This window comes from Wenzhouxiangella marina, assembly GCF_001187785.1.
Lineage (GTDB): Bacteria > Pseudomonadota > Gammaproteobacteria > Xanthomonadales > Wenzhouxiangellaceae > Wenzhouxiangella > Wenzhouxiangella marina.
The window spans coordinates 2,468,590-2,492,285 of sequence record NZ_CP012154.1 but is presented as its reverse complement, the minus strand read 5'-3'; the positions used below and the strand labels follow the sequence as shown (position 1 = coordinate 2,492,285).

The window sequence follows — 23,696 nt, the reverse complement described above, 5'->3', positions numbered from 1 at the left end:
CACAGCGGGCCTCGTGTCGGAGCGGGTCGGCTTCAGCCTCGCAGCATCGGCACGTCGACACCCCGTTCCCGCGCGGTCTCGATGGCTTCGTCATAGCCGGCGTCGACGTGGCGGAAGACGCCCATGCCCGGGTCGGCGGTCAGGACGCGTTCGAGACGCTCGTAGCCGGACTTCGTGCCGTCGGCCAGGCTGACCATGCCGGCGTGCAGGGAGTAGCCGATGCCGACGCCGCCGCCATGGTGGACCGATACCCAGCTGGCGCCGCAGGCCGTATTGACCAGGGCATTGAGGATCGGCCAGTCGGCGATCGCATCGGAGCCGTCCTTCATGGCCTCGGTTTCACGATTCGGCGAGGCCACGGAACCGCAGTCGAGATGGTCGCGGCCGATCACGATGGGCGCGTCGACCTTACCCTTTTCGACCAGCCAGTTGAATTTCTCGCCGGCTTCGGCGCGCTCGCCGTACTCCAGCCAGCAGATGCGGGCCGGCAGGCCCTGGAAGTGGATCTTCTCCTGGGCCTGACGAATCCAGCGGTGCAGGTGCTCCTTTTCCGGGAACAGTTCGAGGATGGCCCGGTCGGTGGCCGCGATATCCGCCGGGTTGCCCGACAGGGCCGCCCAGCGGAAGGGGCCGGCGCCGCGGCAGAACAGCGGCCGGATGTAGGCGGGCACGAAGCCGGGGAAGTCGAAGGCATTGGCCATGCCACGGTGGTCGGCCACCTGGCCGCGGAGGTTGTTGCCGTAGTCGAAGGTGATCGCGCCGCGCTTCTGCATCTCGAGCATCGTCTCGACGTGCACGACCATGGAGTCGAGGACCTTCTCGTCGTAGGTCTTCGGGTCGGACTCACGCAGGGCGGCCGCCTCGTCCAGGGAATAGCCCATGGGAATGTAGCCCTGGCGAAGGTCGTGCGCCGAGGTCTGGTCGGTGAGTGCATCCGGGATGATGCCGCGTGCGAGCATCTCGGGCAGGACCTCGGCGATGTTACCGAGCAGGCCGACGGAGATCGGGCCCGAAGCCTGGTCGATCAGATCGAGGGCTGCGTCCAGGCTTTTCGCCTTGGCGTCGCAGTAGCCCGTCTCGACGCGGCGATCGATGCGCCATTCATCGACTTCAACGGCCAGGCAGTTGCCGTTGTTCATGGTCACGGCCAGGGGCTGGGCACCGCCCATCCCGCCGAGGCCGGCGGTGACCGTGAGCTTGCCTTCCAGGGAGCCGCCGAAGTGTTGGCGGGCCAGCTCCGCAAAGGTCTCGTAGGTGCCCTGGACGATGCCCTGGGAGCCGATGTAGATCCAGGAGCCGGCGGTCATCTGCCCGTACATGGTCAGGCCGCGGTCTTCGAGATCGCGAAACACGTCCCAGTTGCCCCAGCGCGGAACGAGGTTGGAGTTGGCGATCAGGACCCGGGGGGCCTCATCATGGGTGCGAACCACGCCGACCGGCTTGCCGGACTGGATCAGCAGGGTCTCGTCGTTCTTGAGCCGCTTCAGGGTCGCGACGATGGCGTGGTAGCAGTCCCAGTTTCGCGCGGCCTTGCCCGTGCCGCCGTAGACGATCAGATCCTGCGGGCGCTCGGCCACGTCCGGATCGAGATTGTTCATCAGCATGCGCAGCGCCGCTTCCTGGTGCCAGCCCTGGCAGCTGAGCTGGCTGCCGTGCGGGGCGCGGATGACGGGGGCGCTGGCGGGCGCGGGGGATGCTTGGCTCATGGGGGCTCCCGAAGATCGTGTCGACAAGCCGGCAAGTATAGCAACCAGGCCCCGCCGGGCCGCGTACACTCAAGCCCTGGAAGGTTTCGTTCCCCAGCCCAAGGAGTTTCCCAATGACCATCCTGATCGTCGGCCTGATCCTGTTTCTCGGCACCCATTCGATCCGCATCGTCGCCGAGCCGCTCCGAGCCCGCCTGGTCGGATCCATGGGAGAGGGCGCCTACAAGGGCCTGTACAGTCTGCTCGCCCTGGCCGGGCTGGTCCTGATCGTGATCGGCTACGGGCAGGCCAGGATGGAGCCGGTGGTGCTCTACCAGCCGCCGACCTTCCTGCGCCACATGAACATGCTGCTGATGCTGATCGTCTTTCCGGCGCTGTTGGCCTCGCACCTGCCGGGTCGGGTGCAGAGCGCGCTGAAGCATCCCCTGCTCGTGGCGGTCAAGGCCTGGGCGCTCGGGCATCTACTGGTCAACGGAATGCTGGCCGACGTGCTGCTGTTCGGCGGTTTTCTGGCCTGGGCGGTGGTCGATCGGATCTCGATCAAGCGTCGTTCCACGCCGAGCCGCTCGCCGCAGCTGCCGGCCGGGCGCTTCAACGATCCGATCGTCATCGTCGGCGGTCTCGGCCTGTACGTTGCCTTCGCGTTCTGGCTGCACCCGATCCTGATCGGGGTGCCGGCGGTGGGCTGATCCCCCTCGATCGAGGCCCAGTCAGAGCGTCGACATCAGCCCGGCGATCAGCGCCTTGGCGAGGATCGAGGCCACCACCAGCGCGCCGAAGAAGCCGAAGAAGGCACGTTGGCCCTTCTGGTCCGTGACCAGGGCGTAGCCGTGGTACATCAGCCAGAGCATCCAGACCATCATCACGAGCATCGGGACGCTGAGCGCGGTCAGCCAGAGCGCGTCGGCCAGGTAGGCGGTGGAGGCCATGCCCTCGCCGGGCTGGGGCAGGGCGGCCATCAGTTCGACGGTGCGCCGCTCGATCTCCGCGCGTAGCGGCGGGATCGAGAGGTAGGCCACGGCCACCAGCATCGGCCAGCGCGCCAGGGCCTGGGTACCGAACAGGTCGATGGGGCGGAATCCCCCGCGGCCCAGCCAGAGGCCGGCCGCCCACAGGACCAGGCTGAGGCTCAGCCAGGCGATCAGGCCCTGGCTCAATTGCACCCAGAGCGGACTGGCGGGACCGAAATGCAGGTCGAGTACGCCATCGGTGTGCAGGCTTCGGCTCCAGGCGAGGAGCGCGGTCGATACGATGATCAGCAACCCCAGTCCCAGCGAGGCGCCGCCGGCGACCTTCTCGAAGGGTTTGAACAGCCAGGTCTTCATGTCTCGGACTCCTTCCGAATCTGCTCGATGATGTCATTGAGGCGGTTGCGAACGGTCGGGTAGCTGACGCCCAGCTGTCCGGCCATGGCCTTCAGGCTGCCGGAGCTCAGGACGAAGGCCTCGACGAATTCCTGATCCGACGGGTCGAGTCGTAGCAGGGGAGGCAGGCGATAGTGGCCGCTGACGGCGGTCTGGCAGTCGAGGCAGCGGAGTTCGGTGACGGCCAGCTCGCTGTCGCAGGAAGGGCATTTCGATGGTGTGCGTTTCATGATGAAAAATATTAACTCTTGAATAAATAAAATTCAAGCCGCAAGATAAAAAAGCGAATCAATATTTCAGATAGGAACATGCTCATGTACAGAATCCTTTCCGCCCTGCTGCTCCTGAACTGCGCCGCGGCGCTGGCCGATCGTCCCGCCGAGGCCGTGGTGCTCGATCGTCCCGACGCCGAGCTGTACGGCAGTCTCTACTGGCCCGAAGGTGCTGGACAGGCGGTGATTCTGCACGCCGGCAGCGGGCCGACGGATCGACACGGCAATCAGCCCGGCATGCAGAACGACAGCCTGCGCTTGTTGGCCCGGGGCCTGGTGGCCGAAGGCATCGCCGTGCTGGCCATCGACAAGCGTTTTGCCGGCGAGAGCCGAACGTCGCTCAGCGAGGCGGAGATTCGGCCCTCGGTCTACGTCGAGGACCTGCGGGCCTGGGTCGACTGGCTGCATGCGCGCAACGCCCAGCTTCGCATTCATCTCCTGGGCCATAGCGAAGGTGCCCTGTTCGCCAAGGCCGCCGCCATGCGTTCCGAGGTGGCCAGCGTCATCAGTCTGGCCGGGGCCGGGCGGCCCGCGGGCGTGATCCTGCGTGAGCAGACCGAGGGTCGTCGACCCGGCGAGATCGGCGTCGAGTTCGAGCGTGTCCTGTCCTCGCTGGAATCCGGGCAGCGCGTCGACGAGGTCTCGCCGCTGCTGCAGGCCCTGTTCCGGCCCTCGATCCAGCCCTACCTGATCGAGTGGCTGGCGATCGATCCGGCAGCGCTGGCGGCCGGGCTCGACGTGCCGCTGCTGGTCATCGGCGGCAGCAGCGACATCCAGGTCGGTCGGGCGGATTTCGACGCTCTGGCCGCCCATGCGGACCGCGCCGAGTGGATCGACGGCATGAACCACGTGCTCAAGGCCGTCGAAGGGGCCTTGCCGGCGCAGCTGCCCAGCTACACGGATCCCTCGCTGCCGCTGCATGAGGCGCTGCTGCCGTTGATCGCCGACTGGATCGAAGGGCCGGTGGTGGAGTAGCATGAGCTCTGGTGCCAGGCCACCCCGGAGCAAGCATGCGGCGGACACAGGCAAAGGCGGTTCGGATCGCGCTGGGCGGTTTGCTCCCGGCACTTCTGGCCGTGCAGGCCATGGCCACGGAACCGCCACGGTTTCCCCAGGGGGCGGTCTGGCACGAGGACATCTCCGCCGCGCCGATCCATCCCCAGTCGGCCAGCATGCTCTCCACGCTGGCCGGACTGGGCGGTTGGGGCAATAGTGATCGCTTCCAGATCGATTTCTCGATCCACTACTACCCCGACGCCGATACCACCGCACCGAGCTATCCGGTGACAGCGGCGTCGCTGTATTACCTGCCGGATTGCGAACCGATCGGCACACCCGTGCCCGTGCCGCCGGACGCCGCTTTCGAGGGTCAGACGGGCCTGAGCTGTTCGGGTGGCGACTGCCACCTGCTGATCCGGCAGGGCAGCCTGCTCTACGAGGTCTTCGCCGGCAATCTCGATCAGGGCGTGCTGAGCGCCCAGTGCCTGGCGGTGTGGAACCTCGACGTGGTCTACCCGCCCGAGGGGCGGGGTGAGCACTGCACCAGCGCCGATGCCGCCGGCTTTCCCATCGCGCCTCTGCTCGTGCACCCCGATGCGGTCGCGGCGCGGCTGGACGATCCGGGCTCGGACCTCGGCCACGCGATCCGTTTCATCCTGCCGAACAGTCGGATGGCCAGCGATGCCTCCCTGGGCGGCGTGGCGGGCCGTCTCTACGTGCGCCCCGCCAGTCATGCGGGTGGTCCCTCGGGGCCGTCGGGCAGCGTGCCCTATGGGGCGCGCCTGCGCCTGAAAGCGGACTTCGACATGAGCGCCTACAATCCGGCCGAGCAGGTGATCCTGCGGACCATGCAGCGCTACGGCATCGTCCTGGCCGATGGGGGCAACATCGCGCTGACCTTCGCCAGCGATCGTCACAGCGAAACGAGCTGGGCCGAGCTGAACGTCGATTCCCAGTCGCTGCTGGGGGTGCAGGTGGGGGATTTCGAGGTGCTCGACACGGGCCCACGGATCGGTGAAACCTACGACTGCGTCCGAAGCCCGGTCAACCCCTTCGACGAGATCTTCCTCGATCGCTTCGAGTTCTGATCGACCTCTGTTCTCAGCCCGCCGCCCATCAGGCGAGCGCGCGCAGGCGCGTGGCCAGCGCGTCCTCGTCCGGCTCCAGGTCCTCCGCATGGCTTGGACGTTCGAGCAGCGCCGCCAGGGCCGGCGGCGCTTCGATGGTCTGCTCGATCAGGGGCTCGACGACGTTCTCGAACTTGGCCGCGTGCGCCGTGGCCGCGACCATCCACGGTCGATCGTCGCCGACTTCTCGCTGCTGTCTGAGCAGTTCCAGGGCGCAGGCCGTGTGCGGGCAGACCATCAGGCCCTGCTCGTTCCAGGCTCGCCGGATCGCGCGGCGGATCTGCTCGTCAGTCACGCTTCCGGCGTGGATGCCGCTGTCGCGCAGGTCCGCCTCGCGGTACAGCCAGGCCAGGCGCTCGAAGTTGGACGGGTCGCCGACGTCCATGGCATTGGCCAGGGTGGCGATGCCGGGCCGGCCGCGATAGTCCTCGCCACCGAAATAGTCGGGCAGGGTGCGATTGGCATTCGTGGCCAGGCGGATCTCGCCGATCGGAATGCCCATGGCCCGTGCCAGCACCGCGCCGAGGGCGTTGCCCAGGTTGCCCGTGGGGATGATGAGGTTGACCTTCTGAGCGATCTGCGCCGACAGCTGGCTGACGCTGTGAGCGTAGTAGCTGATCTGGGGCAGGAGGCGGCCGATGGAGATCGAATTGGCCGAGGTCAGGGCCAGGGCCGAGGCCAGCTCGGGCGTGTTCAGGGCGCGCTTGACCAGGCGCTGGCAGTCGTCGAAGTTGCCCTGCACCCGAAAGCAGTGCACGTTGTCGCCGAAGGCGCCGAGCTGGTGCGCCTGGCGCGCCGACACCTTGCCGTCGGGGTAGAGGATCACGACCCGGAAGCCGGGTCGGCGGTGGAAGGCGGCGGCCACGGCGCCGCCCGTGTCGCCGGAGGTGGCGACAAGGACGGTCTGCACCGGCTCGTGTTCTGCTCTCAATCGGCTCAGACAGGCGGCGAGGAAGCGTGCCGCGAAATCCTTGAACGCCGCCGTCGGACCATGGAACAACTCCAGCATCCAGCTCTTGCCCGGATTGAATTCGACGATCGGCAAGGGCAGGTCGAGGGCCTCGCGGGTGATCCGGGGCAGATCCTCGGCGAGCGAGCTGTCGGCAAAGAACGGCGCCAGAACGCGTTCTGCCGTGGCCGAAAGGTCCGGCCCGGGAATGCCCGTTGCCGCCTCCAGGCCGGGAATGCGCTCGGGTACATACAGACCGCCATCGGGGGCGAGTCCGGCGCGCAGGGCCTCATCGAGGCGGACGGGCGGGCAGTGTCCTCGGGTGCTGGGGTAGAGCATGGGCTTGAGACGATCGATGTTCGGCTTGAAGGCCATTGTCGACGCAAATGCCTGGCCTGCCAAGCGGGTCCGGTTGCGGCCCTCGGGCTCGCCCTGTATTCCCTGGGGCTTCGGCATAAGCAAAGTCCGAAGCGTTCTACCGGCCGTGATAGCGGTCGTCTAGTCTTGCCTGTCAGTCTGCGGTGGATGTCTTGCCGCGATCCCGAAGCCATGACTACACGGAGCCCCCGATGAGCCAGATCCTCGATGAAGTCCTCGCCGCCAATGCGGCCTACGCCGCCGAGTTCGGCGACAAGTCCGAACTGCCCCTGCCGCCGGCCCGGCGCTTCGCCATCCTGACCTGCATGGACGCGCGCCTCGACCCGGCCAAGTACGCCGGCCTGGCCGAGGGCGATGCCCACGTGATCCGTAATGCCGGCGGCCGCGCCAGCGACGACGCGATCCGATCCCTGGTGATTTCCTACAAGCTGCTGGGCACGCGCGAGTGGTTCGTGATCCATCACACGGACTGCGGTATGGAACTGTTCGACAACGACACCATGGCCGAGCTGCTCGCCAGCAGCCTGGAAACGGCGAGCCTGAGCGAGCAGGGCTGGCAGGATCCCGGCACCGGCGGCGGGTCGACGGAAGGACGCTACATCAACTGGCTGAGCTTCAAGGACAACGCTCGAAGCGTGATCGAAGACGTCCAGCGCATCCGCTCGAGCCCGCTGGTGCCCGCAGACCTCCCCATCCACGGCTACATCTATGACTGCAAGAGCGGCCGTCTGGTCGAAGTGCCCGAGGCGCGGTCCGGGGTGCGCGCCGCGGCCTGAACCGAACCGTTTGCGCCGGATCGAGGCCCGCGGGACAATGCTGGCCTCGACCCTGATCAGGCGACCCGCCATGACGTTTTCGAAACCCGGTCGCTGGATACTCAGCGGCCTGCTGTTCGCTCTGTTGACCGCCTGCGCCAGCACGCCATCGCCAGATGAATCGTTGGAGCGATTGTTCGGCATGGGGCCGATCGAGCAGTTCACGATCAGCTCGGCCACCCTCGGGCGTGATTTCCATGTCTATGTGCGCCTGCCGCAGGACTACCAGGCGCGCGCCTGCGACTGGCCCGTGGTCTACCTCCTCGACGGCGGCATTCTCTTTCCGATGCTGAGCCCCTACCAGCTGATGCTGGAGATCGACGAGCAGGCGCCGCCGGTGGTCATGGTGGGCATCTCCTACGGCGGCCTCGGCTACGCCAACGGCAACCTGCGCTCGACGGACTACACGGCGCCGGCGCCGGAGCCCGAGTACTACGGCGGTGCCTTCGCCTATCAGGACTTCCTGGCCGAGGAGCTGCTGCCGGAGATCGAAGGGAAGTTTCGCGTCGACGCCGATCGCAGTCTTGTCGTCGGTCAGTCCCTGGGCGGGCAGTTCACCCTGCTCACGGCCCTGACTCGGCCCGAGCTGTTCTCGGCCTACCTGTCCATCAACCCGGCCCTGCACCGGAACCTCGACTACTTCATCGAACTCGAGCCCGCCGAGGCGGCGTCGGCCGTGCCCCTGATGATCACCCGTTCGTCGGAAGAAATGGCGTCCCTGAGCCAGCCCCTGGCTGACTGGCTGGCCGCCTGGCAGACTCGGGGCTCGGATCATCTCGCGCTCGAACTCGAATGGCTGGAGGGCCACTACCACGCCTCCTCCGCCCCCGAGGCCTACCGGCGCGCCATGGCCTGGTGGACGGCGGCGGGCGAGGCCTGCCCGCCCTGAAGTCCTGCCCTGCTCAGTCGGCGGGGTGTGAAGGGTCCTTGCTCCGGCTCTGATCGGCGCGGGGCAGCAGCAGGTCTTCCAGAAAGAACGCGGACAGTTCAGAGCGACCGGCCAGGCCGGCCTTGCGGTAGACCGCGCGTGCCTGCTCGCGCACCGTGCGCTCGCCGGTCTCGCGCAGGGCGGCGATCTCCTTCAGGCTCAGTCCCTTGAGCAGCAGCAGGGCGATTTCGGATTCCGCCGGACTCAACTGCCAGCTCCCGAACTGCGCCTGGATCGCAGTACTCAGGCCCTGGAGCGTGCCCTGGTAGGACGCGCGCCAGCGCTGCGATTCGGCTTGAGCCGAGTCCAGCCGTTGGTTCAATACGCGAAGCTTGCGCCGGCTGCGCAGGACCTGGCGCAGGACGTGGGCGAACATGGTCGCGCTCAGGATCAGCAGGGCCAGCTCGATGGCAACGTGCAGGTGATCGACGCCCTGGGCATGATCGGCGACCAGGTCCCAGGCGATGAGGATGGCGATCAGGCCGAAGATCACCAGGAACAGGCCGGCGCGTCCGGGGACTTGACTGTCATTCGACATAGGCAGGCTCGTTCAGTGGGTCCAGGGGCGCATGACCAGCGGGCTGGGTCCGCTATGTCATCTGCCGGATTCTACCGCCCGGAACATTTCGTCACCATGGCAGCAGGTCAAACGCAAGGTGTCATGCGATGAACAAGGCAAGGGACTCCATCGAGGCCAACGGCGAACAGCGTGTCTGGGATCCGATCGTCCGGATCGGTCACTGGCTGCTGGTGGTCGGCTTCTTCACCAACTACGTGATGGAAGACGAATGGCTCTCGCTGCACGTGTGGATCGGCTACAGCCTGATCGCGATCGTGCTGTTCCGGATCGTCTGGGGCCTTGTCGGCACCCGCCACGCGCGCTTCAGTGATTTCCTGCGCTCGCCGGCGGTGGTGCTGGCCTATCTGCGCGATCTGGCTCGCGGTGCGGCCAGGCGTTATGTCGGTCACAACCCGGCCGGTGGCGTCATGATCGTGCTGTTGCTCGCCTGCATGCTGGGTCTGACCTTCTCGGGCCTCATACTCTACGCGCTGGAAGAACAGGCCGGCCCCCTGGCGGCCTGGGTCGCGGAGGCGGAGCACGCGACGGCGACCACGCTCTGGGCAGCCGACGAGCACTTCTGGGAAGAGGCACACGAAGTCATGGTCAACGTGATGCTTGGCCTGGTGGTGCTGCACGTGCTCGGCGTCTTCGTGTCCAGCCGCCTGCACGGCGAGAACCTGGTCCGGGCGATGATCACCGGGCGCAAGCCGGCGCCCTGAGGCCTCGAGCGGGGCTCAGCCCGGGGGCGCGGCCGAAGGCTCGCGGGCTGAGCGCCGCAGGAGCCGCCTGAGCACCCAGACGAGCAGGGCGATCAGGCCAACGATGACCAGCAGGCCGAAGGCGATGGGAATCAGCAGGGCGAGTATCACGGCGATCACGCTGCCGATGGCCTCGACGCTGGCGATGAGGAAGTTGCCGAGGCCGCCGCTGGTGGCCGTGGACACACCGCGGGCGGCGACCGTCGCGGCCTGCACGATGCCCGCCGAGCCCCCGCCAAGCAGGGCGGCCGTGGTCCATTGCGCGGCCGGCTCCATCTCCGGCAGCAGGGAGGACACGATCACCGTGCCGCCGCCGAGGGCGGCCGGCGTGGCCAGCAGATCGAGGAGGTTGTCGACCCAGGGGATGTAGTAGGCGCCGGTCTCGAAAAGAGCCGCCACCCCGACCACCAGCAGGACCGGGTCCGAGGCCATCCACTGGAACTGCGCGCCGAGCTCGAGGACGCCGCTGCGCGCGGCCAGGCCGAGGGCCAGGATCGGAATGAAGACGCGCAGGCCCGCCGCCGCGCTCAGGCTGATGCCGGCGAGCAGGGCGGACAGGGTGCCGATGTCGGACAGGGCGTCGATCATGGGCCTATTCTGCGAAGGGCTGGATCATGAACGCAAGGCCTCGTCGCTTCAGTCGCCTGCGGAGCGGATCTTGTTCAGGTTCACGCTGCCGCTGCCGTCATCGAGCAGCTCGAAATCGCCGGCGCCGTCGACGTTGATGCTGCCGCTGCCGTCGCTGACCGTGACCTTGCCGCTGACCTGGCTGACATCGATGCTGCCCGAGCCGTCGTCGATGTCGACCTGGCCATCGACCTGATCGATCCGGATACTGCCCGAACCGTCGACGATGCGGACGTCGCCGCTGACCTGGCTGACGTCGATGCTGCCCGAGCCGTCGTCGATGCTCAGGGCGGCGGCCAGGTTGCGGATCTGGATCGAGCCCGAACCGTCCTCGATCTCGATCGTCAGGGAGCGGGGAACCTGGAGGCGAAGATCGAGGCGGTCATTGTTCCAGCCATCGCCTCCGTGGGCCACGAGCTGAATCTGCCCGGCCTCGTCGATGCTCAATTCCAGGCGGTAGTCGTCGTTGGCCGTGTGTTGGCGGACATCGGCGCTGACCGACACCTGGCGCGTCGTGTCGCTGCCTTCGATGATCAGGAAGCCGGCGCCGGCATCGATGCTCAGGGCCGCCCCCTCGGGCACCTCGATGCTCAGTTCGCGGGTGTCCTGGATCGGCGGCTCGCCGTACTGGCAGGCGGTGGCGACGCTGACTACCAGCAGAGCCAGCAGAGCCTGATGAAATCCGTTGGGCGTGGGCACGATGGTCTCCCGGATGGTTGTTGGAATCGGCTTCGAGTCTGCCAGTCCGCCTGCCCCCGGGCCAGTGCCAGAAGCCATATCGGCCGAGCATGGCTGTTCTCAGGCGTCTCTGGTGACGTGCTAGAGTCGAAGGCGGCCCAATCTCAGCGCGTTGCCGATCACCGACACGGAACTCAGGCTCATCGCCGCCGCGGCGAACATGGGGCTGAGCAGCAGGCCGAAGAAGGGGTAGAGCAGGCCGGCGGCCAGGGGCACGCCGAGGGCGTTGTAGGCGAAGGCGAAGAACAGGTTCTGGCGGATGTTGCCCAGGGTGGCCCGTGACAGGCGGCGGGCGCGAACGATGCCCCGGAGGTCCCCCTTGATCAGGGTCACGCCGGCCGCCTCCATGGCCACGTCCGTGCCCGTGCCCATGGCGATGCCGACCTCGGCCCGGGCCAGGGCCGGTGCGTCGTTGATGCCGTCGCCGGCCATGGCGACGGTCCGACCCGAGGCCTGCAATCGCTGGATCTGTTCGTCCTTGTCTTCCGGCGCGACCTCGGCCAGTACCTCGCGGATGCCGAGCTCCGACGCCACGGCTCGGGCCGTGGTCTCGCTGTCGCCGGTGAGCATCACGATCCGCAGGCCTTCGGATTTCAGGGCCTCGATCGCCTCGCGCGTGCTGGCCTTGATCGGGTCGCTGACGCCGATCAATCCGGCGGCCTGCCCGTCCAGGGCCGCGAACATGGCGGTCTCTCCCTTTCTACGCAGGGCCTCGGCGTGGGTCTCGAGCGCATCGATATCGACCTCGAGGCGGGCCATCAGACGGCGGTTGCCGAGCGCCACCGCCCGTCCGTCCAGGCGACCGGTGACGCCTTCGCCGGTGAGCGACTCGAAGTCCTCGATGGGTCGGATCTCGAGGCCGCGTTCGTCGGCGGCGCGAACGATGGCTTCGGCCAGCGGGTGTTCGCTGGCTCGTTCCAGGGACGCCAGGACGGACAGGAGTTCGCCCTCGTCGAGCGAAGCGACCGCCTCGATGCTCGTCAGGCCAGGGCGGCCCTCGGTCAGGGTGCCGGTCTTGTCGACGACGAGGGTGTCGACGGACTGGAGGACCTCGATCGCCTCGGCATTGCGGAACAGCACGCCCATTCGGGCACCGCGTCCGCTGGCGACCATGATCGACATCGGCGTGGCCAGGCCCAGGGCGCAGGGGCAGGCGATGATCAGCACGGCCACGGCGTTGACCAGGGCATAGGCCAGGGCGGGCTCGGGTCCGACGCTCAGCCAGATGACGAAGCTCAGAGCGGCCGCGGCAACGACCGCCGGCACGAACCAGGCCGCGACCCGATCGGCCAGCTTCTGGATCGGGGCACGCGAGCGCTGGGCTTCGGAGACCATGCGGACGATCCGGGCGAGCACCGTATCCTGGCCGACCTGGGTGGCCTCGATGATCAGGCTGCCGCGGGCGTTGACGGTCGCCCCGAGCACGCGATCACCCGGGGCCTTCTCCACCGGCACGGCTTCGCCGCTGATCATCGATTCATCGACGTTCGAGCGACCCTCGCTGACCGTTCCATCCACTGGAATCTTCTCGCCCGGACGCACGCGCAGGCGATCGCCGACCTGGACCTCGCTGAGCGGGACTTCGTGTTCATCACCGCTGTCGTCGAGGCGGCGGGCGGTCTTCGGCGCCAGGCCGAGGAGGGCGCGGATCGCCTGGCTGGTGTTCGACCGGGCCTTGAGTTCCAGCACCTGGCCGAGGAGGACCAGGGCGACGATCACGGCGGCGGCTTCGAAGTAGACGCCGACGGCGCCGTGAGCATTCGCCAGGCCGGGCGGGAACAGGCCCGGCGCGAGCACCGCCACCACGCTGTAGCCATAGGACACCGCCACGCCCAGGGCGATGAGGGTGAACATGTTGAGCTTCCAGGTCCGGATCGAGGTCCAGCCGCGCTGGAAGAAGGGCCAGCCGGCCCAGAGCACGACGGGACTGGCGAAGGCCAGTTCCAGCCAGAGCCCGATGCGATGCGGGATGAGGTCTCCAAGGCCAGGCCAGATCATCTTGCCCATCGCCAGGAACAGGACGATCGCCGACAAGGGCAGGCTCACCCAGAAGCGCCGCTGCATGCTGTCGAGCTCCGGGTTGGGTGGTTCGTCCAGGGTGACGGTGCGGGCTTCCAGGGCCATGCCGCAGATCGGGCAGTCGCCCGGGGCGTCGCGGACGATTTCGGGGTGCATCGGGCAGGTGTATTCGGTCTTCTCCAGCGCAGCCGCCGGATTGTGCTCCAGGGCCATGCCGCAGTGCGGGCAGCTGTCGGGATGATCCGACTCGACGCCGGGGCACATGGGGCAGTAATAGGCGGCGTTGCTCGACGGGGCCGGCGAAGGTGCTCCGTCGGGCTTCGAGTGGCAGCAGTGGTGTCCCTGTTCGCTCATGGCGACCTCGAAAGATGGTGTGCGGCGCGGCCCCCGTTCTTGAGAAGCGTATCATTCAAGGCCTGTTCACCTGGCCCGACGGCCCGAATTCGGAGTCTCCCATGCGCCTTCTTGCTCTCTCCTTGTTGCTGCTTGCCTCGCCCCTGATGGCCCAGGGCAATCTCCCTTCGGTGCCGCACGTCTATGTCCAGGGCAGTGCGCGGGTGCCGCTCGTGCCCGAGCTGCTGGTGCTGTCCGGTCGCATCAGCGCCACGGATCCCCAGGTCGTGGTGGCCTCGCAGCAGGTCGAGGATCGCTCCGCCGAACTGGTCGAGCTGGCCCGCTCCCTCGGCGTCGAGCGCGAGGACCTGCGCGCCTCGATGCCGACCGTCGATCGACAGTACGAGTATCGGAACGGTGAGAACGTGTTCGTCGGCTACCGGGTCAGCCGCGAGGTCGAGATCCAGCTTTCGAACATGGAGACCTACCACCTCGACTACGCCGACATCGTCCGCGCCGACGTCGTGGAATCCTTGAGCGCGCGTTTCACCGTTCGCGACCCCGAGGCGGCCAAGGACGCGGCCCAGCTGGCGGCCATCGATGATGCGCGTGCCCGGGCGGAACGCCTGGCCGAGCGCGGCGGGGCCGAGCTGGGCTCGCTGCATTCGATCACCGAGTTCGATCTGCGCCAGGTCGAGGCGCGCTTGCTGGTCCCGTCCCGGAGCTTCGCCTCGTCCTCGATGGCCGGTGGGGGTGATGGGATCTACACCACCAGCAGTCGAATGGAAGCCGCACCGCCGATGTTCGAGCCCGACGCCCTGGAAGCGCAGGCCACCGTCTATGTCGTGTTTCTTCTGAAGGGCGGCAGCTCGGACGACTGAACTGACGCTCGGGCCTTCAGTCTTCGATCAGTCGAGCGCCGGGTGCATCCACCGCACTGACCCAGCCCTCGGCGCTCAGTCCCGCTTCCGCGAAGGCGGCGATCATGGCCTGGCGGGCGGCATCGGCGGCCGCGCGGTCGTCGAACCAGCCGAAGGCGCTGGGGCCGGCGCCGGATATCGACGCGCCCAGGGCGCCGGAATCCAGGGCAGCCTGCTTGACCTCGGCAAAACCCGGGATCAGGCTTGCACGGCGAGGTTCGACCAGCACGTCGCCCAGGCCGGCTCGGATCAGGTCGAGGTCCTTGCGGTAGCAGCCGGCCAGGAACTGCGCCAGCAGGGCGTTCTGAGCGACCACGGTGCCGATCGGGTAGGGCTCGGCGAGGGTCTCGCGGGCCAGACGGGTTTCCACCACGTGGTCCGGGTGGACGACGCAGGCCCACAAGCCCTGGGGCACGGGAATCGGGATCAGCCGTTCGAGGGTAGCAAGGACCAGGCCGCCGAGGAGTTGGGGTCCGACGTTGTCGCCGTGGGCCGAGCCGCTGGCCACCGATTCACCGGCCAGGGCAAAGGGGTAGAGGGCTCCGATCTCCAGCGGTTTCGGCAGCAGGGCATTGGCGGCCACCAGTGCGGCCGTGGCCGAAGCGGCGGAGCCACCGAGTCCCGAGCCCAGAGGAATCCCTTTTTCGATCCGGAGCGCGATGCCGAAGTCGACCCCGGCGTGCTCCAGCAGGGCTTGCACCGCGCGCCCGGCGGTGTTCCGATCCGCCTCGCGCGGCAGGTCGACGATCACGCCTTCGATCGAATCGATGCGCACGATGGGTTCTTCGATCCTGAACGCGGTCACCGTGTCGCCCGGCCCGTCGATCACGTGCCCGAGCAGGTCGAAGCCGACGCCGACGTTGCCGACGCTGGCCGGTGCGAAGGCCGTGGCCTGCGATCGGCTCACAGCCTCGCCCCCAGGTGGCTGGCGACGCGCAGCAGGTCGGCGAACACGCCGGCGGCGGTCACCGCCGGACCGGCGCCCGGACCCTGCACGATCAGCGGGTTGTCGCAGTAGCGATCGGTGGTGAAAGCGACGACGTTGTCGGTCAGGGCCAGGCTGGCGAAGGGGTGGTCGCCCGGCAGAGACTTCAGGGCGACTTCCGCCTGCCCATCGGCGCTCAGGCCCGCGACGAAGCGAAGCACCTCGCCCCTGGACTCGGCCTCGGCCAGGCGCCGGGCCATGACCTCGTCGTGGTCGGCCAGGCCGGCGAGGAACTCGTCGATGCTGCAGCCGTCGAGCTCGGCCGGCGCCAGGGATTCGATCCGGACCTGATCGAGCCCCAGCTCCAGGCCCATTTCGCGGGCCAGGATCACCAGCTTGCGGGCCACGTCCATGCCCGAGAGATCATCGCGGGGGTCGGGCTCCGTGTAGCCCGCCTCCCGTGCCTCGCCGACGAGCTCGGCGAAGGACATGCCCGCCGAATAGCGATTGAAAAGATAGGCCAGGGTGCCGGAGAAGATGCCGTCGATGCGACGGATTCGATCACCGGTATCGATCAGATCGCGCAGGGTCTGGATCACGGGCAGCCCGGCGCCGACGGTGGCGTCGTAGCGCCAGCGGGCGCTGCCGCCCTGGCTGGCCCGGCGGATCGCGCGGTAGCGCTCGATGGGGCCGCTGCCGGCGTGCTTGTTGGGCGTGATGACGTGGATGCCGCGCGCCAGCCAGCCGGCGTAGCGCTCGGCGATGGCGTCGGAGGCGGTGCAGTCGATCAGGATCGAGTGCGGCAGGTGGTGGTTGTCGATGTGGTCCGTGAAGGCGTCCAGGTCCAGGGCCTCCGCCTGTTCATCGAGGGGGAGCGTGAGCGTGTCCAGGGCCTGGCGCTCATCGAAGCGCTGCATCCGTTTCGAGCCTGCCACGCCGAGCAGGCGCAGGTCCAGATTGGCCTCGCCGTGCAGGCGCTGGGCCGCTTCTTTCAGCTGTTCCAGGAGTACCCGGCCGACGTTCCCCGGGCCGATCAGGCCGATGGCCACGGTTTGCTCGGACAGGTAGAAGCCGGCGTGGACCGCGCGCAGGGCGCGCTCGGCGTCGACCTCGTCGACGGCCACGGAAATGTTTCGCTCGGAGGCGCCCTGGGCAATGGCGCGGACGTTGACGCCGGCCCGGGCCAGGGAGGCGAACAGGCGGGCGGCCACGCCGGGCGTGCCGGTCATGCCGTCGCCGACGATGGCGAGCAGGCGAATGCCCGGCAGCACGAAGACGCGCTGGATCTGACCGTGGCGCAGTTCGCGCTCGAACACGTCCTCGAGTTCGGCCGTGGCGCGCTCGGCATCTGCGCCGGGCACGGCCAGGCAGATCGAGTGCTCCGAGGAGCTCTGGGAAATCATCGCCACGGAAATCTCGGCCGCGTGCAGGGCCGAGAACACGCGCTCGGCGGTGCCGGGTACGCCGATCATGCCGGCGCCCTCGATCGTGACCAGGGCCATGTCGGCCATCCCGGACAAGCCCTTCACCGGCGGCTCGGACTGGCCGTCGCGGTCGATGCGCGTGCCGGGACAAGCCGGGTTGAAGGTGTTGCGCACGAAGACCGGGATGTCCTTCTCGAGCGCTGGCGACAGCGCCTGCGGGTGGATCACGCGGGCGCCGAAGTAGGCCAGCTCGAAGGCTTCCCGGTAGGAGAGGCGATCGAGGAGGAAGGCCTCGGGCACGCTGCCGGGGTCGGCCGAGAGCAGGCCGTCGACGTTGGTCCAGATGTGAATCTCTGCGGCCTCGAAGAGGCGGCCGAAGATGCTGGCCGAATAGTCCGAGCCGTTCCGGCCGAGGGTCGAGATGCGACCATCCTCGCGGCGGCAGATGAAGCCGGTGGCGACGTAGCGGCGCGAGGGGTTGGCCTGACGGAACGCCTGCAGCCGGGCCTCGCTCTCGTTCCAGTTGATCGCCACCATCAGGGCCGTGGGCCGGACGCGGAGGATATCGCGGGCATCGATGAAGACCGCGGGCTCGTCCAGCGCGGCCAGGCGGGCGCTGAGCAGTTCGGCGGAGAAGACCTCGCCGAGACCGGAAATCAGTTCCACCGCTTCGGCCGGCGCCGAACCCATCAGGCCGAGGCTGTCGAGGAGCTGGCGCAGGTGACCGAAGCGGCTGCGTAGGGACTTGGCGACCGCGTCGCCGGCGGGGTGCGACCCCGTCAGGGCTGCGGCCGTGTCGAGGTGCTTGAGTTCGAGGACGTCGAGGCGCTCGCTCCAGCCGGGCTCGCGCCGGGCGGCGCCATGGGTCAGGGCGATCAGCTCGTTGGTGACGCCGGCCATGGCCGAGACGACGGCGATCTGGTCTTCGTCCTGGCGCTGGATGAGGAGATCGGCGACGGTGGCGATGCATTCGGCATCGGCCAGGGACGAGCCTCCGAATTTATGGGCGATGACGGTCATTGAGTGGCCGTGGTCGAAAGCGATGGGCAGGGCTCGATGGTAGCGGGTTTATGGCGCCATTTGGGCCGCCCTGGGACGCTTTGCCTACGCTCGGACCAGCAGCAGTGACAGGGCCAGGATCGATGCGGCCGCGCACAGGGCGGCAAGCGCGGGTCGCCAGCCCAGGGCGCGCAGTTCCCTGAAGCGAATCCGCGTGGCCAGGGCCGCCATGGCCATGGCGAAGGCGAAGACCGAGAATTCGCTCGCCCAGCGAATGGTGATGGTCCACCAGGCGGTGCCGGCCCCGAAGATCGCGTCTCCTGCGCTGCGTAGACCACACAGGGCGATGAAGGCAACGATGAACATGGGGAAGGGCACCCTCGTGCTGCCCGTGTCCTGGCGGCGGCCGGCGACCCAGATCAGGGCCGGAATGACCACCAGCATCAGGCTGTTGCGCAGCAGCTTGGTGACGGTGGCGGCATTGAGCGTTCCGGTCGCGCCCCAGCCCTGTTCATACAGGGCGGCAGCGGCCGTGACCTGCGCCGTGTCATGGATGGCGGCGCCCATGATCAGGCCGATCGTTTCGGCGTCGCCGACCCAGGCATGCAGCAGGGGCGGATAGAGCAGCGTCGCGCTCAGGCCGATCAGGGCGATGCAGGCCACGGCGTAGGCCGTTTCCTCATGCCTTGCCTTCAAACCCGGCGCGGTGGCGGCGATGGCCGAGGCGCCGCAGATCGCCGTGCCCACGGCCAGCAGGGCCGACAGGCGCCAGTGGGCACCGGCCAGGCGGACGAGCAGCAGGGTCAGGCCCAGGCCGACGGCCACGGTGAGCAGCACCAGGGGCAGGGCATCGAGGCCGAGGCGGCCCAGGTCGCTCAGGCTCAGGCGGAGCCCGATCAGGGCGACGGCCAGCTTCAACAGGGGCCCGCGGGCCAGGTCCAGGCCGGGCGTCCAGGCGCTCTGGTGGGAGGCGGCCGGTGCCAGCGCCAGACCGATCAGCACGGCGAGCAGCATGGCGCTCAGGGGCAGGTGGCCGATCGGGCCTGGTAGCTGGGCCAGCAGCCAGACGAGGGCGCTGGCGGTGGCCGCCATGGCGATGGCGAGGATCAGGCCTGGCCAGACGCGGGCTTCGGAACTGGATGAAGTCAATGCGGGCTCCCGTCACGACCTCCTTCGGCGGCCGTGCTATCGATTCTCGAGGACAGGCGCGCTATTATGGCCGGTTAATCGTCGGCCGTATCGCCGGATCGACGATCTCGACTCGGGCCAGGGGCAGGGTCGGGTACCGGCCACGGCCGGACTTCCAAATACAACTACTAGAAGAAGGAAGCCTTATGCAAACCAAGAATGAAATCGTCGAGAACTGGCTGCCGCGCTACACGGGCACGGAACTGGCCGACTTCGGCAAGTACATCCTGCTGACCAACTTCGACAACTACGTCGACAAGTTCGCCGCTCACATGGGCGTCGAAGTGCGCGGTCGTGACAAGGCGATGCGCAACGCCACGGCCGATGGCATCACCATGATCAATTTCGGCATGGGCAGCGCCAATGCCGCGACGATCATGGACCTGTTGAGTGCGGTCGGTCCGAAAGCCGTGCTGTTCCTCGGCAAGTGCGGCGGTCTGAAGAAGAAAAATCAGCTCGGCGATCTGATCCTTCCGATCGCCGCGATCCGTGGTGAGGGGACCTCGAACGACTACTTCCCGCCCGAAGTCCCCTCCCTGCCGGCCTTCACCCTGCAGCGTGCCGTGTCGTCGACGATTCGAGACCACGATCTCGATTACTGGACCGGCACGGTCTACACCACCAACCGCCGGGTCTGGGAGCACGACAAGGCCTTCAAGAAATACCTGCGCCGCACCCGCTGCATGGCCATCGACATGGAAACCGCAACGATCTTCGTGACCGGCTTCGCCAACTCGATTCCCACCGGTGCCCTCCTGCTGGTGTCCGACCAGCCGATGATCCCGGACGGGGTCAAGACCGACGCCTCCGATCGGGTGATCACGCAGAAGTTCGTCGATGCCCAGATCCGGATCGGCATCGATGCCTTGAAGGAAATCCGGGAGGAAGGTCGGTCGGTGAAACATCTGAGGTTTGATTGAGGGCCAGGTATCTGGAAACCACGGGTTTCGGGTCCAGATGCTGAACGGAGGCAGACCGGATCGCGGAATGCCTCTACGACCCCAGGTATCGACATCGTCTGATCGAAACCCTGCGTAGGTCGGGGCCACGTCCCCGACGACCGGAGAATTAAGGTGCCACCTGCGCTCCGGTTCTTGGTCAGAAACCGTTGTTGGTCTTATCGTTGACCGAGATGCCTGCGATATGCGTGTGTCGAGTTTTCCGAGATGGCTGGGGCATTTCGCAGTCGGGTTGGCGGAGATACCTGCGACATGGACCGTCGGGGACGTGGCCCCGACCTACCCGGCGGTTTCGATCCGGCCGCGTCGATGTCGGGATTTTCATGGGCATCCGGTTGTCCGGGGTGCCTTCGTTCAGCACCGCCCAACCCGGAAACCGGAAACCTCGAACCTCGAACCTCGAACCCGTGTTTCCTTCCCCGTGACTTCCCGCACAGGTTCGCTTGACGTGGTTCTGGCACACTTCGCGCCCGGACATGGAACCATTCCACAGGATTCAATGAATGAACAGACGACTGATCGCGGCCCTGAGCGGGGCCATTCTGAGCGCCGGGTCCGCCATGGCGAATGACGCGGCAAGCCCTGAAGATCCCTTTCTTTGGCTCGAGGAGGTCGAGTCCGAACAGGCGCTGGACTGGGCGCGGGCGCAGAACGAGCGCTCCGAAGGGCGGCTGCAGTCGCACCCCCTGTTCGAGCCGCTGCACCAGCGCTACCTGGAGATCCTCAATTCGGAGGACCGCATTGCCTATCCGCAGCTGATGGGTGGCGAGATCTACAACTTCTGGCGCGATGCGGATCACGTGCGAGGCCTCTGGCGCACGACCAGCACCGAGGACTACCGCAACGAGAGCCCGAGCTGGACCGCCCTGCTGGATCTGGATGCGCTCGCCGAAGCCGAGGGCGAGAACTGGGTCTGGGCGGGGGCGGCCTGCCGCTACCCGGACTACGACCGCTGTCTGATCGGCCTGTCCCGCGGCGGTGCCGATGCCAACGTGCGTCGTGAATTCGACCTGGAGACCCGCCAGTTCGTCGACGGCGGCTTCGAGCTGCCCGAGTCGAAGAGCTTCATTTCCTGGCGCGACCGCGACAGCGTGTTCTACGCGCCGGCCTTCACGCCCGAACAGATGACCAGCTCCCAGTATCCGCGCCAGGTCTACATCTGGCAGCGCGGCACGGACCGCAGCGAGGCCGAACTGGTGTTCGAGGGTGAGCGCAGCGACGTGCTGGTCACCGCGCTCAGGTTCTGGGACAAGGACACGCCCTACGACATGATCCTGCGCCTGCCGAGCTTCTTCACTCGCGAATACCATCTGTATCGCGATGGCGAGACCCAGCGCATCGCGATTCCCGATGACGCGGAGCTGTCCGGCGTGCTCAATGGCCAGCTGCTGGTCCAGCTGAAATCCGACTGGGCCCGGGAAGGCACGGTGCTGCGCCAGGGTGCGCTGCTGGCCGCTCCGATGGAAAGCGTGCTGGCCGGCGAGCCGGAATTCGAAGTGCTGTTCCAGCCGAACGCGCGCCAGGCCGTGGCCGGCGTTTCGACCACCGAGAACACGGTCCTGGTCAGCATCCTCGACAACGTCAACGGCCAGCTGGTCCGCTTCACTCGCGACGAGAGCGGCTGGCATCAGCAGCGCCTCGACGTGCCCGCGATGGGCACCCTGTCCGTGGTGTCGGCCGATGACCGCTCCGACCGTTTCTACTTCGACCACGAGGGCTTCCTGAGCCCGTCGACCCTGTTCGAAGCCGATGCCATGGCCGACACGCGCCAGGCCATCCGCAACGAGCCGAGCTGGTTCGATGCCGAAGGCATGCAGGTTGCCCAGTACGAGGCGACCTCGGCCGATGGCGAGAAGATCCCGTATTTCGTCGTCATGCCCGCCGGCTTCGAGGCCAACGGGGCCAACCCGACCCTGCTGGGGGCCTACGGTGGCTTCGAAGTGCCGCGCACGCCCTTCTACTCCGGCCTGATCGGCAACGGCTGGCTCCGTCAGGGCGGCGTCTACGTGCTGGCCAACATCCGCGGCGGCGGGGAGTTCGGCCCGCGCTGGCATCAGGCGGCGCTGAAGGAGAACCGTCAACGCGCCTACGACGATCTGATCGCCGTGGCCGAGGACCTGATCGAGCGTGACATCACCTCACCGGAGCACCTGGGCATCCAGGGCGGCAGCAACGGCGGACTGCTCGTCGGTGCGGTGATGGTGCAGCGTCCGGATCTGTTCAACGCCGTGGTCTGCCAGGTGCCGCTGCTCGACATGAAGCGCTACCACCTGCTGCTTGCCGGCGCGAGCTGGATGGCGGAGTACGGCAACCCGGAGGACCCGGAGGAGTGGGCCTACATCAGTCAGTACTCGCCCTACCAGAACGTGTCCGCCGAGGCGGACTACCCGGTGGCCTTCTTCACCACCTCGACCCGCGACGACCGCGTGCACCCGGGCCATGCGCGCAAGATGGTCGCTCGCATGCTCGATCAGGGCCATGAAGTGCTCTACTACGAGAACATCGAAGGCGGGCACGGTGGTGCAGCCAACCTGAATCAGGCGGCCTATCTCAATGCCTTGATCCACGCCTATCTGCACGAGCGCCTGGGCGCCGAGGCAGCGGCCGAAGGTTGAGTGTTTCCGGGGCGTCGGCGGCGTCTGGCCGCCGGCGCTTGCCCCGCCCGGAACTCTGGCCGAGCGGGCAGGTCAAAGCCTGCGAACGATGAAAAGAGGACCGATTCACTCCGGGTTCACCGAGGTCGGTTCTACTGGTAACATAACGGGCTGAATTTTTTCAGGAGCAACGCATGGGCAATCATCTGGTTCCAAGCCATCTCCTCGCACCGGCCGGCACGGGCTCGTTGGATTCCTACATCCAGGAAGTCAACAAGATCCCGGTGCTCAGCCTCGAGGAAGAGCAGAGCCTGGCACGGCGCTTTCGCGACGAGGACGACCTCGATGCGGCGCGACTGATGGTCATGTCGCACCTGCGCTTCGTGGTCCACGTGGCCCGGGGCTATGCAGGCTACGGCCTGCAGCTCGGCGATCTGGTTCAGGAAGGAAACATCGGCCTGATGAAGGCGGTCAAGCGCTTCGACCCGGACCAGGGCGTGCGCCTCGTGTCCTTTGCCGTGCACTGGATTCGCGCCGAGATCCACGAGTTCATTCTGCGCAACTGGCGCATCGTCAAGGTCGCAACGACCAAGGCGCAGCGCAAGCTGTTCTTCAACCTGCGCAAGCAGAAGAAACGTCTGGGCTGGTTGAACCAGGCCGAGGTCAATCGCGTGGCCGAAGACCTGGGCGTCAAGCCCGAGGTCGTCACGGAGATGGAGTCGCGTCTGGCCGGCCAGGACATCGGTTTCGATCTGACCAACGACGACGACGACTCGAGCAGCTACGTGGCGCCGGCGGCGTACCTGGAAGGCCTGACGGTCTCCCCGGACGAAGCGGCAGAAGCCGAGGACTGGGAGCAGCACCACCACAACCTGCTCTTCGACGGCATCGAGAATCTGGACGATCGCTCGCGCGACATCATCCAGAGTCGCTGGTTGCTGGACCCGAAGGCGACGCTGCAGGAACTGGCCGACAAGTACGGCGTGTCCGCCGAGCGCATCCGCCAGCTCGAAGCCGCGGCCCTGAAGAAGCTCAAGGCTCGCTTCGACGCCTGACGCGAGACGCCACTCGCAGGACCCGAAGGCCCGGCAGAAGCGATTCTGCCGGGCCTT

General features: G+C 67.3%; 21 protein-coding genes. 10 read left to right on the top strand and 11 right to left on the bottom strand.

The window, feature by feature from the left end:
• Nucleotides 1-32: 32 nt before the first annotated feature.
• The gene (hutU, locus tag WM2015_RS10655; RefSeq protein ID WP_049726028.1) at nt 33-1,706 is read right to left on the bottom strand and encodes a urocanate hydratase; all 1,674 of its coding nucleotides are present in this window, start codon (nt 1,704-1,706) and stop codon (nt 33-35) included.
• A gap of 113 nt (nt 1,707-1,819) precedes the next feature.
• Between hutU and WM2015_RS10650 the strand changes: the two genes are divergently transcribed.
• Nucleotides 1,820-2,395, top strand: a complete 576-nt coding sequence (locus WM2015_RS10650) for an NnrU family protein (protein WP_049726027.1) — start codon at nt 1,820-1,822, stop codon at nt 2,393-2,395.
• Nucleotides 2,396-2,416: 21 nt separating this feature from the next.
• On the opposite strand, the gene WM2015_RS10645 is transcribed toward WM2015_RS10650, so the two are convergent.
• The gene (locus tag WM2015_RS10645) at nt 2,417-3,031 is read right to left on the bottom strand and encodes a hypothetical protein (protein WP_049726026.1); all 615 of its coding nucleotides are present in this window, start codon (nt 3,029-3,031) and stop codon (nt 2,417-2,419) included.
• Complete coding sequence (locus tag WM2015_RS10640; protein ID WP_049726025.1) at nt 3,028-3,300, bottom strand: DUF2089 domain-containing protein; 273 nt, start codon at nt 3,298-3,300, stop codon at nt 3,028-3,030. The genes WM2015_RS10645 and WM2015_RS10640 overlap by 4 nt, the downstream gene beginning before the upstream one ends.
• 84 nt (nt 3,301-3,384) lie before the next feature.
• Here WM2015_RS10640 and WM2015_RS10635 point away from each other — a divergent pair, with 84 nt between their 5' ends.
• Nucleotides 3,385-4,317 (top strand): alpha/beta hydrolase, encoded by a 933-nt coding sequence (locus tag WM2015_RS10635; protein ID WP_169751156.1) that lies wholly within the window; start codon nt 3,385-3,387, stop codon nt 4,315-4,317.
• Nucleotides 4,318-4,352: 35 nt separating this feature from the next.
• Nucleotides 4,353-5,429: a hypothetical protein gene (locus WM2015_RS10630; protein WP_156201091.1), complete on the top strand. Its 1,077-nt coding sequence runs from the start codon at nt 4,353-4,355 to the stop codon at nt 5,427-5,429.
• A 28-nt stretch (nt 5,430-5,457) separates the two neighbouring features.
• On the opposite strand, the gene thrC is transcribed toward WM2015_RS10630, so the two are convergent.
• Nucleotides 5,458-6,792, bottom strand: coding sequence for a threonine synthase (thrC, locus tag WM2015_RS10625; protein WP_211260923.1), 1,335 nt, complete (start codon nt 6,790-6,792; stop codon nt 5,458-5,460).
• A 194-nt stretch (nt 6,793-6,986) separates the two neighbouring features.
• Here thrC and WM2015_RS10620 point away from each other — a divergent pair, with 194 nt between their 5' ends.
• Nucleotides 6,987-7,571 (top strand): beta-class carbonic anhydrase, encoded by a 585-nt coding sequence (locus WM2015_RS10620; protein WP_049726022.1) that lies wholly within the window; start codon nt 6,987-6,989, stop codon nt 7,569-7,571.
• Nucleotides 7,572-7,641: 70 nt separating this feature from the next.
• Complete coding sequence (locus WM2015_RS10615; RefSeq protein ID WP_169751155.1) at nt 7,642-8,499, top strand: alpha/beta hydrolase; 858 nt, start codon at nt 7,642-7,644, stop codon at nt 8,497-8,499.
• Nucleotides 8,500-8,512: 13 nt separating this feature from the next.
• Here the strand turns inward: WM2015_RS10615 and WM2015_RS10610 are convergent, their stop codons facing one another.
• Nucleotides 8,513-9,076, bottom strand: a complete 564-nt coding sequence (locus WM2015_RS10610; protein WP_049726020.1) for a helix-turn-helix transcriptional regulator — start codon at nt 9,074-9,076, stop codon at nt 8,513-8,515.
• A gap of 128 nt (nt 9,077-9,204) precedes the next feature.
• Here WM2015_RS10610 and WM2015_RS10605 point away from each other — a divergent pair, with 128 nt between their 5' ends.
• Nucleotides 9,205-9,819 (top strand): cytochrome b/b6 domain-containing protein, encoded by a 615-nt coding sequence (locus WM2015_RS10605; protein ID WP_049726019.1) that lies wholly within the window; start codon nt 9,205-9,207, stop codon nt 9,817-9,819.
• Nucleotides 9,820-9,834: 15 nt separating this feature from the next.
• On the opposite strand, the gene WM2015_RS10600 is transcribed toward WM2015_RS10605, so the two are convergent.
• The 3 genes from WM2015_RS10600 to WM2015_RS10590 all read right to left on the bottom strand — a co-directional run bounded on the left by WM2015_RS10600 (nt 9,835) and on the right by WM2015_RS10590 (nt 13,596).
• Nucleotides 9,835-10,446: a DUF4126 domain-containing protein gene (locus WM2015_RS10600; protein WP_169751154.1), complete on the bottom strand. Its 612-nt coding sequence runs from the start codon at nt 10,444-10,446 to the stop codon at nt 9,835-9,837.
• Nucleotides 10,447-10,494: 48 nt separating this feature from the next.
• Nucleotides 10,495-11,184, bottom strand: coding sequence for a DUF4097 family beta strand repeat-containing protein (locus WM2015_RS10595; protein ID WP_049726018.1), 690 nt, complete (start codon nt 11,182-11,184; stop codon nt 10,495-10,497).
• A 120-nt stretch (nt 11,185-11,304) separates the two neighbouring features.
• A complete protein-coding gene (locus WM2015_RS10590) occupies nt 11,305-13,596 on the bottom strand; it encodes a copper-transporting P-type ATPase (RefSeq protein WP_245609758.1) in 2,292 nt (763 codons plus the stop codon).
• 101 nt (nt 13,597-13,697) lie between these two features.
• Between WM2015_RS10590 and WM2015_RS10585 the strand changes: the two genes are divergently transcribed.
• Nucleotides 13,698-14,456, top strand: a complete 759-nt coding sequence (locus tag WM2015_RS10585) for an SIMPL domain-containing protein (RefSeq protein WP_169751153.1) — start codon at nt 13,698-13,700, stop codon at nt 14,454-14,456.
• 16 nt (nt 14,457-14,472) lie between these two features.
• Here WM2015_RS10585 and WM2015_RS10580 read toward each other — a convergent pair whose 3' ends face one another.
• The 3 genes from WM2015_RS10580 to WM2015_RS10570 all read right to left on the bottom strand — a co-directional run bounded on the left by WM2015_RS10580 (nt 14,473) and on the right by WM2015_RS10570 (nt 18,992).
• Nucleotides 14,473-15,402 (bottom strand): homoserine kinase, encoded by a 930-nt coding sequence (locus WM2015_RS10580; protein ID WP_049726016.1) that lies wholly within the window; start codon nt 15,400-15,402, stop codon nt 14,473-14,475.
• A complete protein-coding gene (gene thrA, locus WM2015_RS10575; protein WP_049726015.1) occupies nt 15,399-17,864 on the bottom strand; it encodes a bifunctional aspartate kinase/homoserine dehydrogenase I in 2,466 nt (821 codons plus the stop codon). Before thrA ends, WM2015_RS10580 begins: the two co-directional genes overlap by 4 nt.
• 84 nt (nt 17,865-17,948) lie before the next feature.
• A complete protein-coding gene (locus tag WM2015_RS10570) occupies nt 17,949-18,992 on the bottom strand; it encodes a YeiH family protein (RefSeq protein WP_156201088.1) in 1,044 nt (347 codons plus the stop codon).
• A gap of 185 nt (nt 18,993-19,177) precedes the next feature.
• Between WM2015_RS10570 and WM2015_RS10565 the strand changes: the two genes are divergently transcribed.
• The 3 genes from WM2015_RS10565 to rpoH all read left to right on the top strand — a co-directional run bounded on the left by WM2015_RS10565 (nt 19,178) and on the right by rpoH (nt 23,639).
• Nucleotides 19,178-19,951, top strand: coding sequence for an AMP nucleosidase (locus WM2015_RS10565; RefSeq protein WP_049726013.1), 774 nt, complete (start codon nt 19,178-19,180; stop codon nt 19,949-19,951).
• Nucleotides 19,952-20,493: 542 nt separating this feature from the next.
• The gene (locus tag WM2015_RS10560) at nt 20,494-22,605 is read left to right on the top strand and encodes a prolyl oligopeptidase family serine peptidase (protein WP_049726012.1); all 2,112 of its coding nucleotides are present in this window, start codon (nt 20,494-20,496) and stop codon (nt 22,603-22,605) included.
• Nucleotides 22,606-22,778: 173 nt separating this feature from the next.
• On the top strand, nt 22,779-23,639 hold the full coding sequence (gene rpoH, locus WM2015_RS10555) for an RNA polymerase sigma factor RpoH (protein ID WP_049726011.1): 861 nt from the start codon (nt 22,779-22,781) through the stop codon (nt 23,637-23,639).
• Nucleotides 23,640-23,696: the final 57 nt, after the last annotated feature.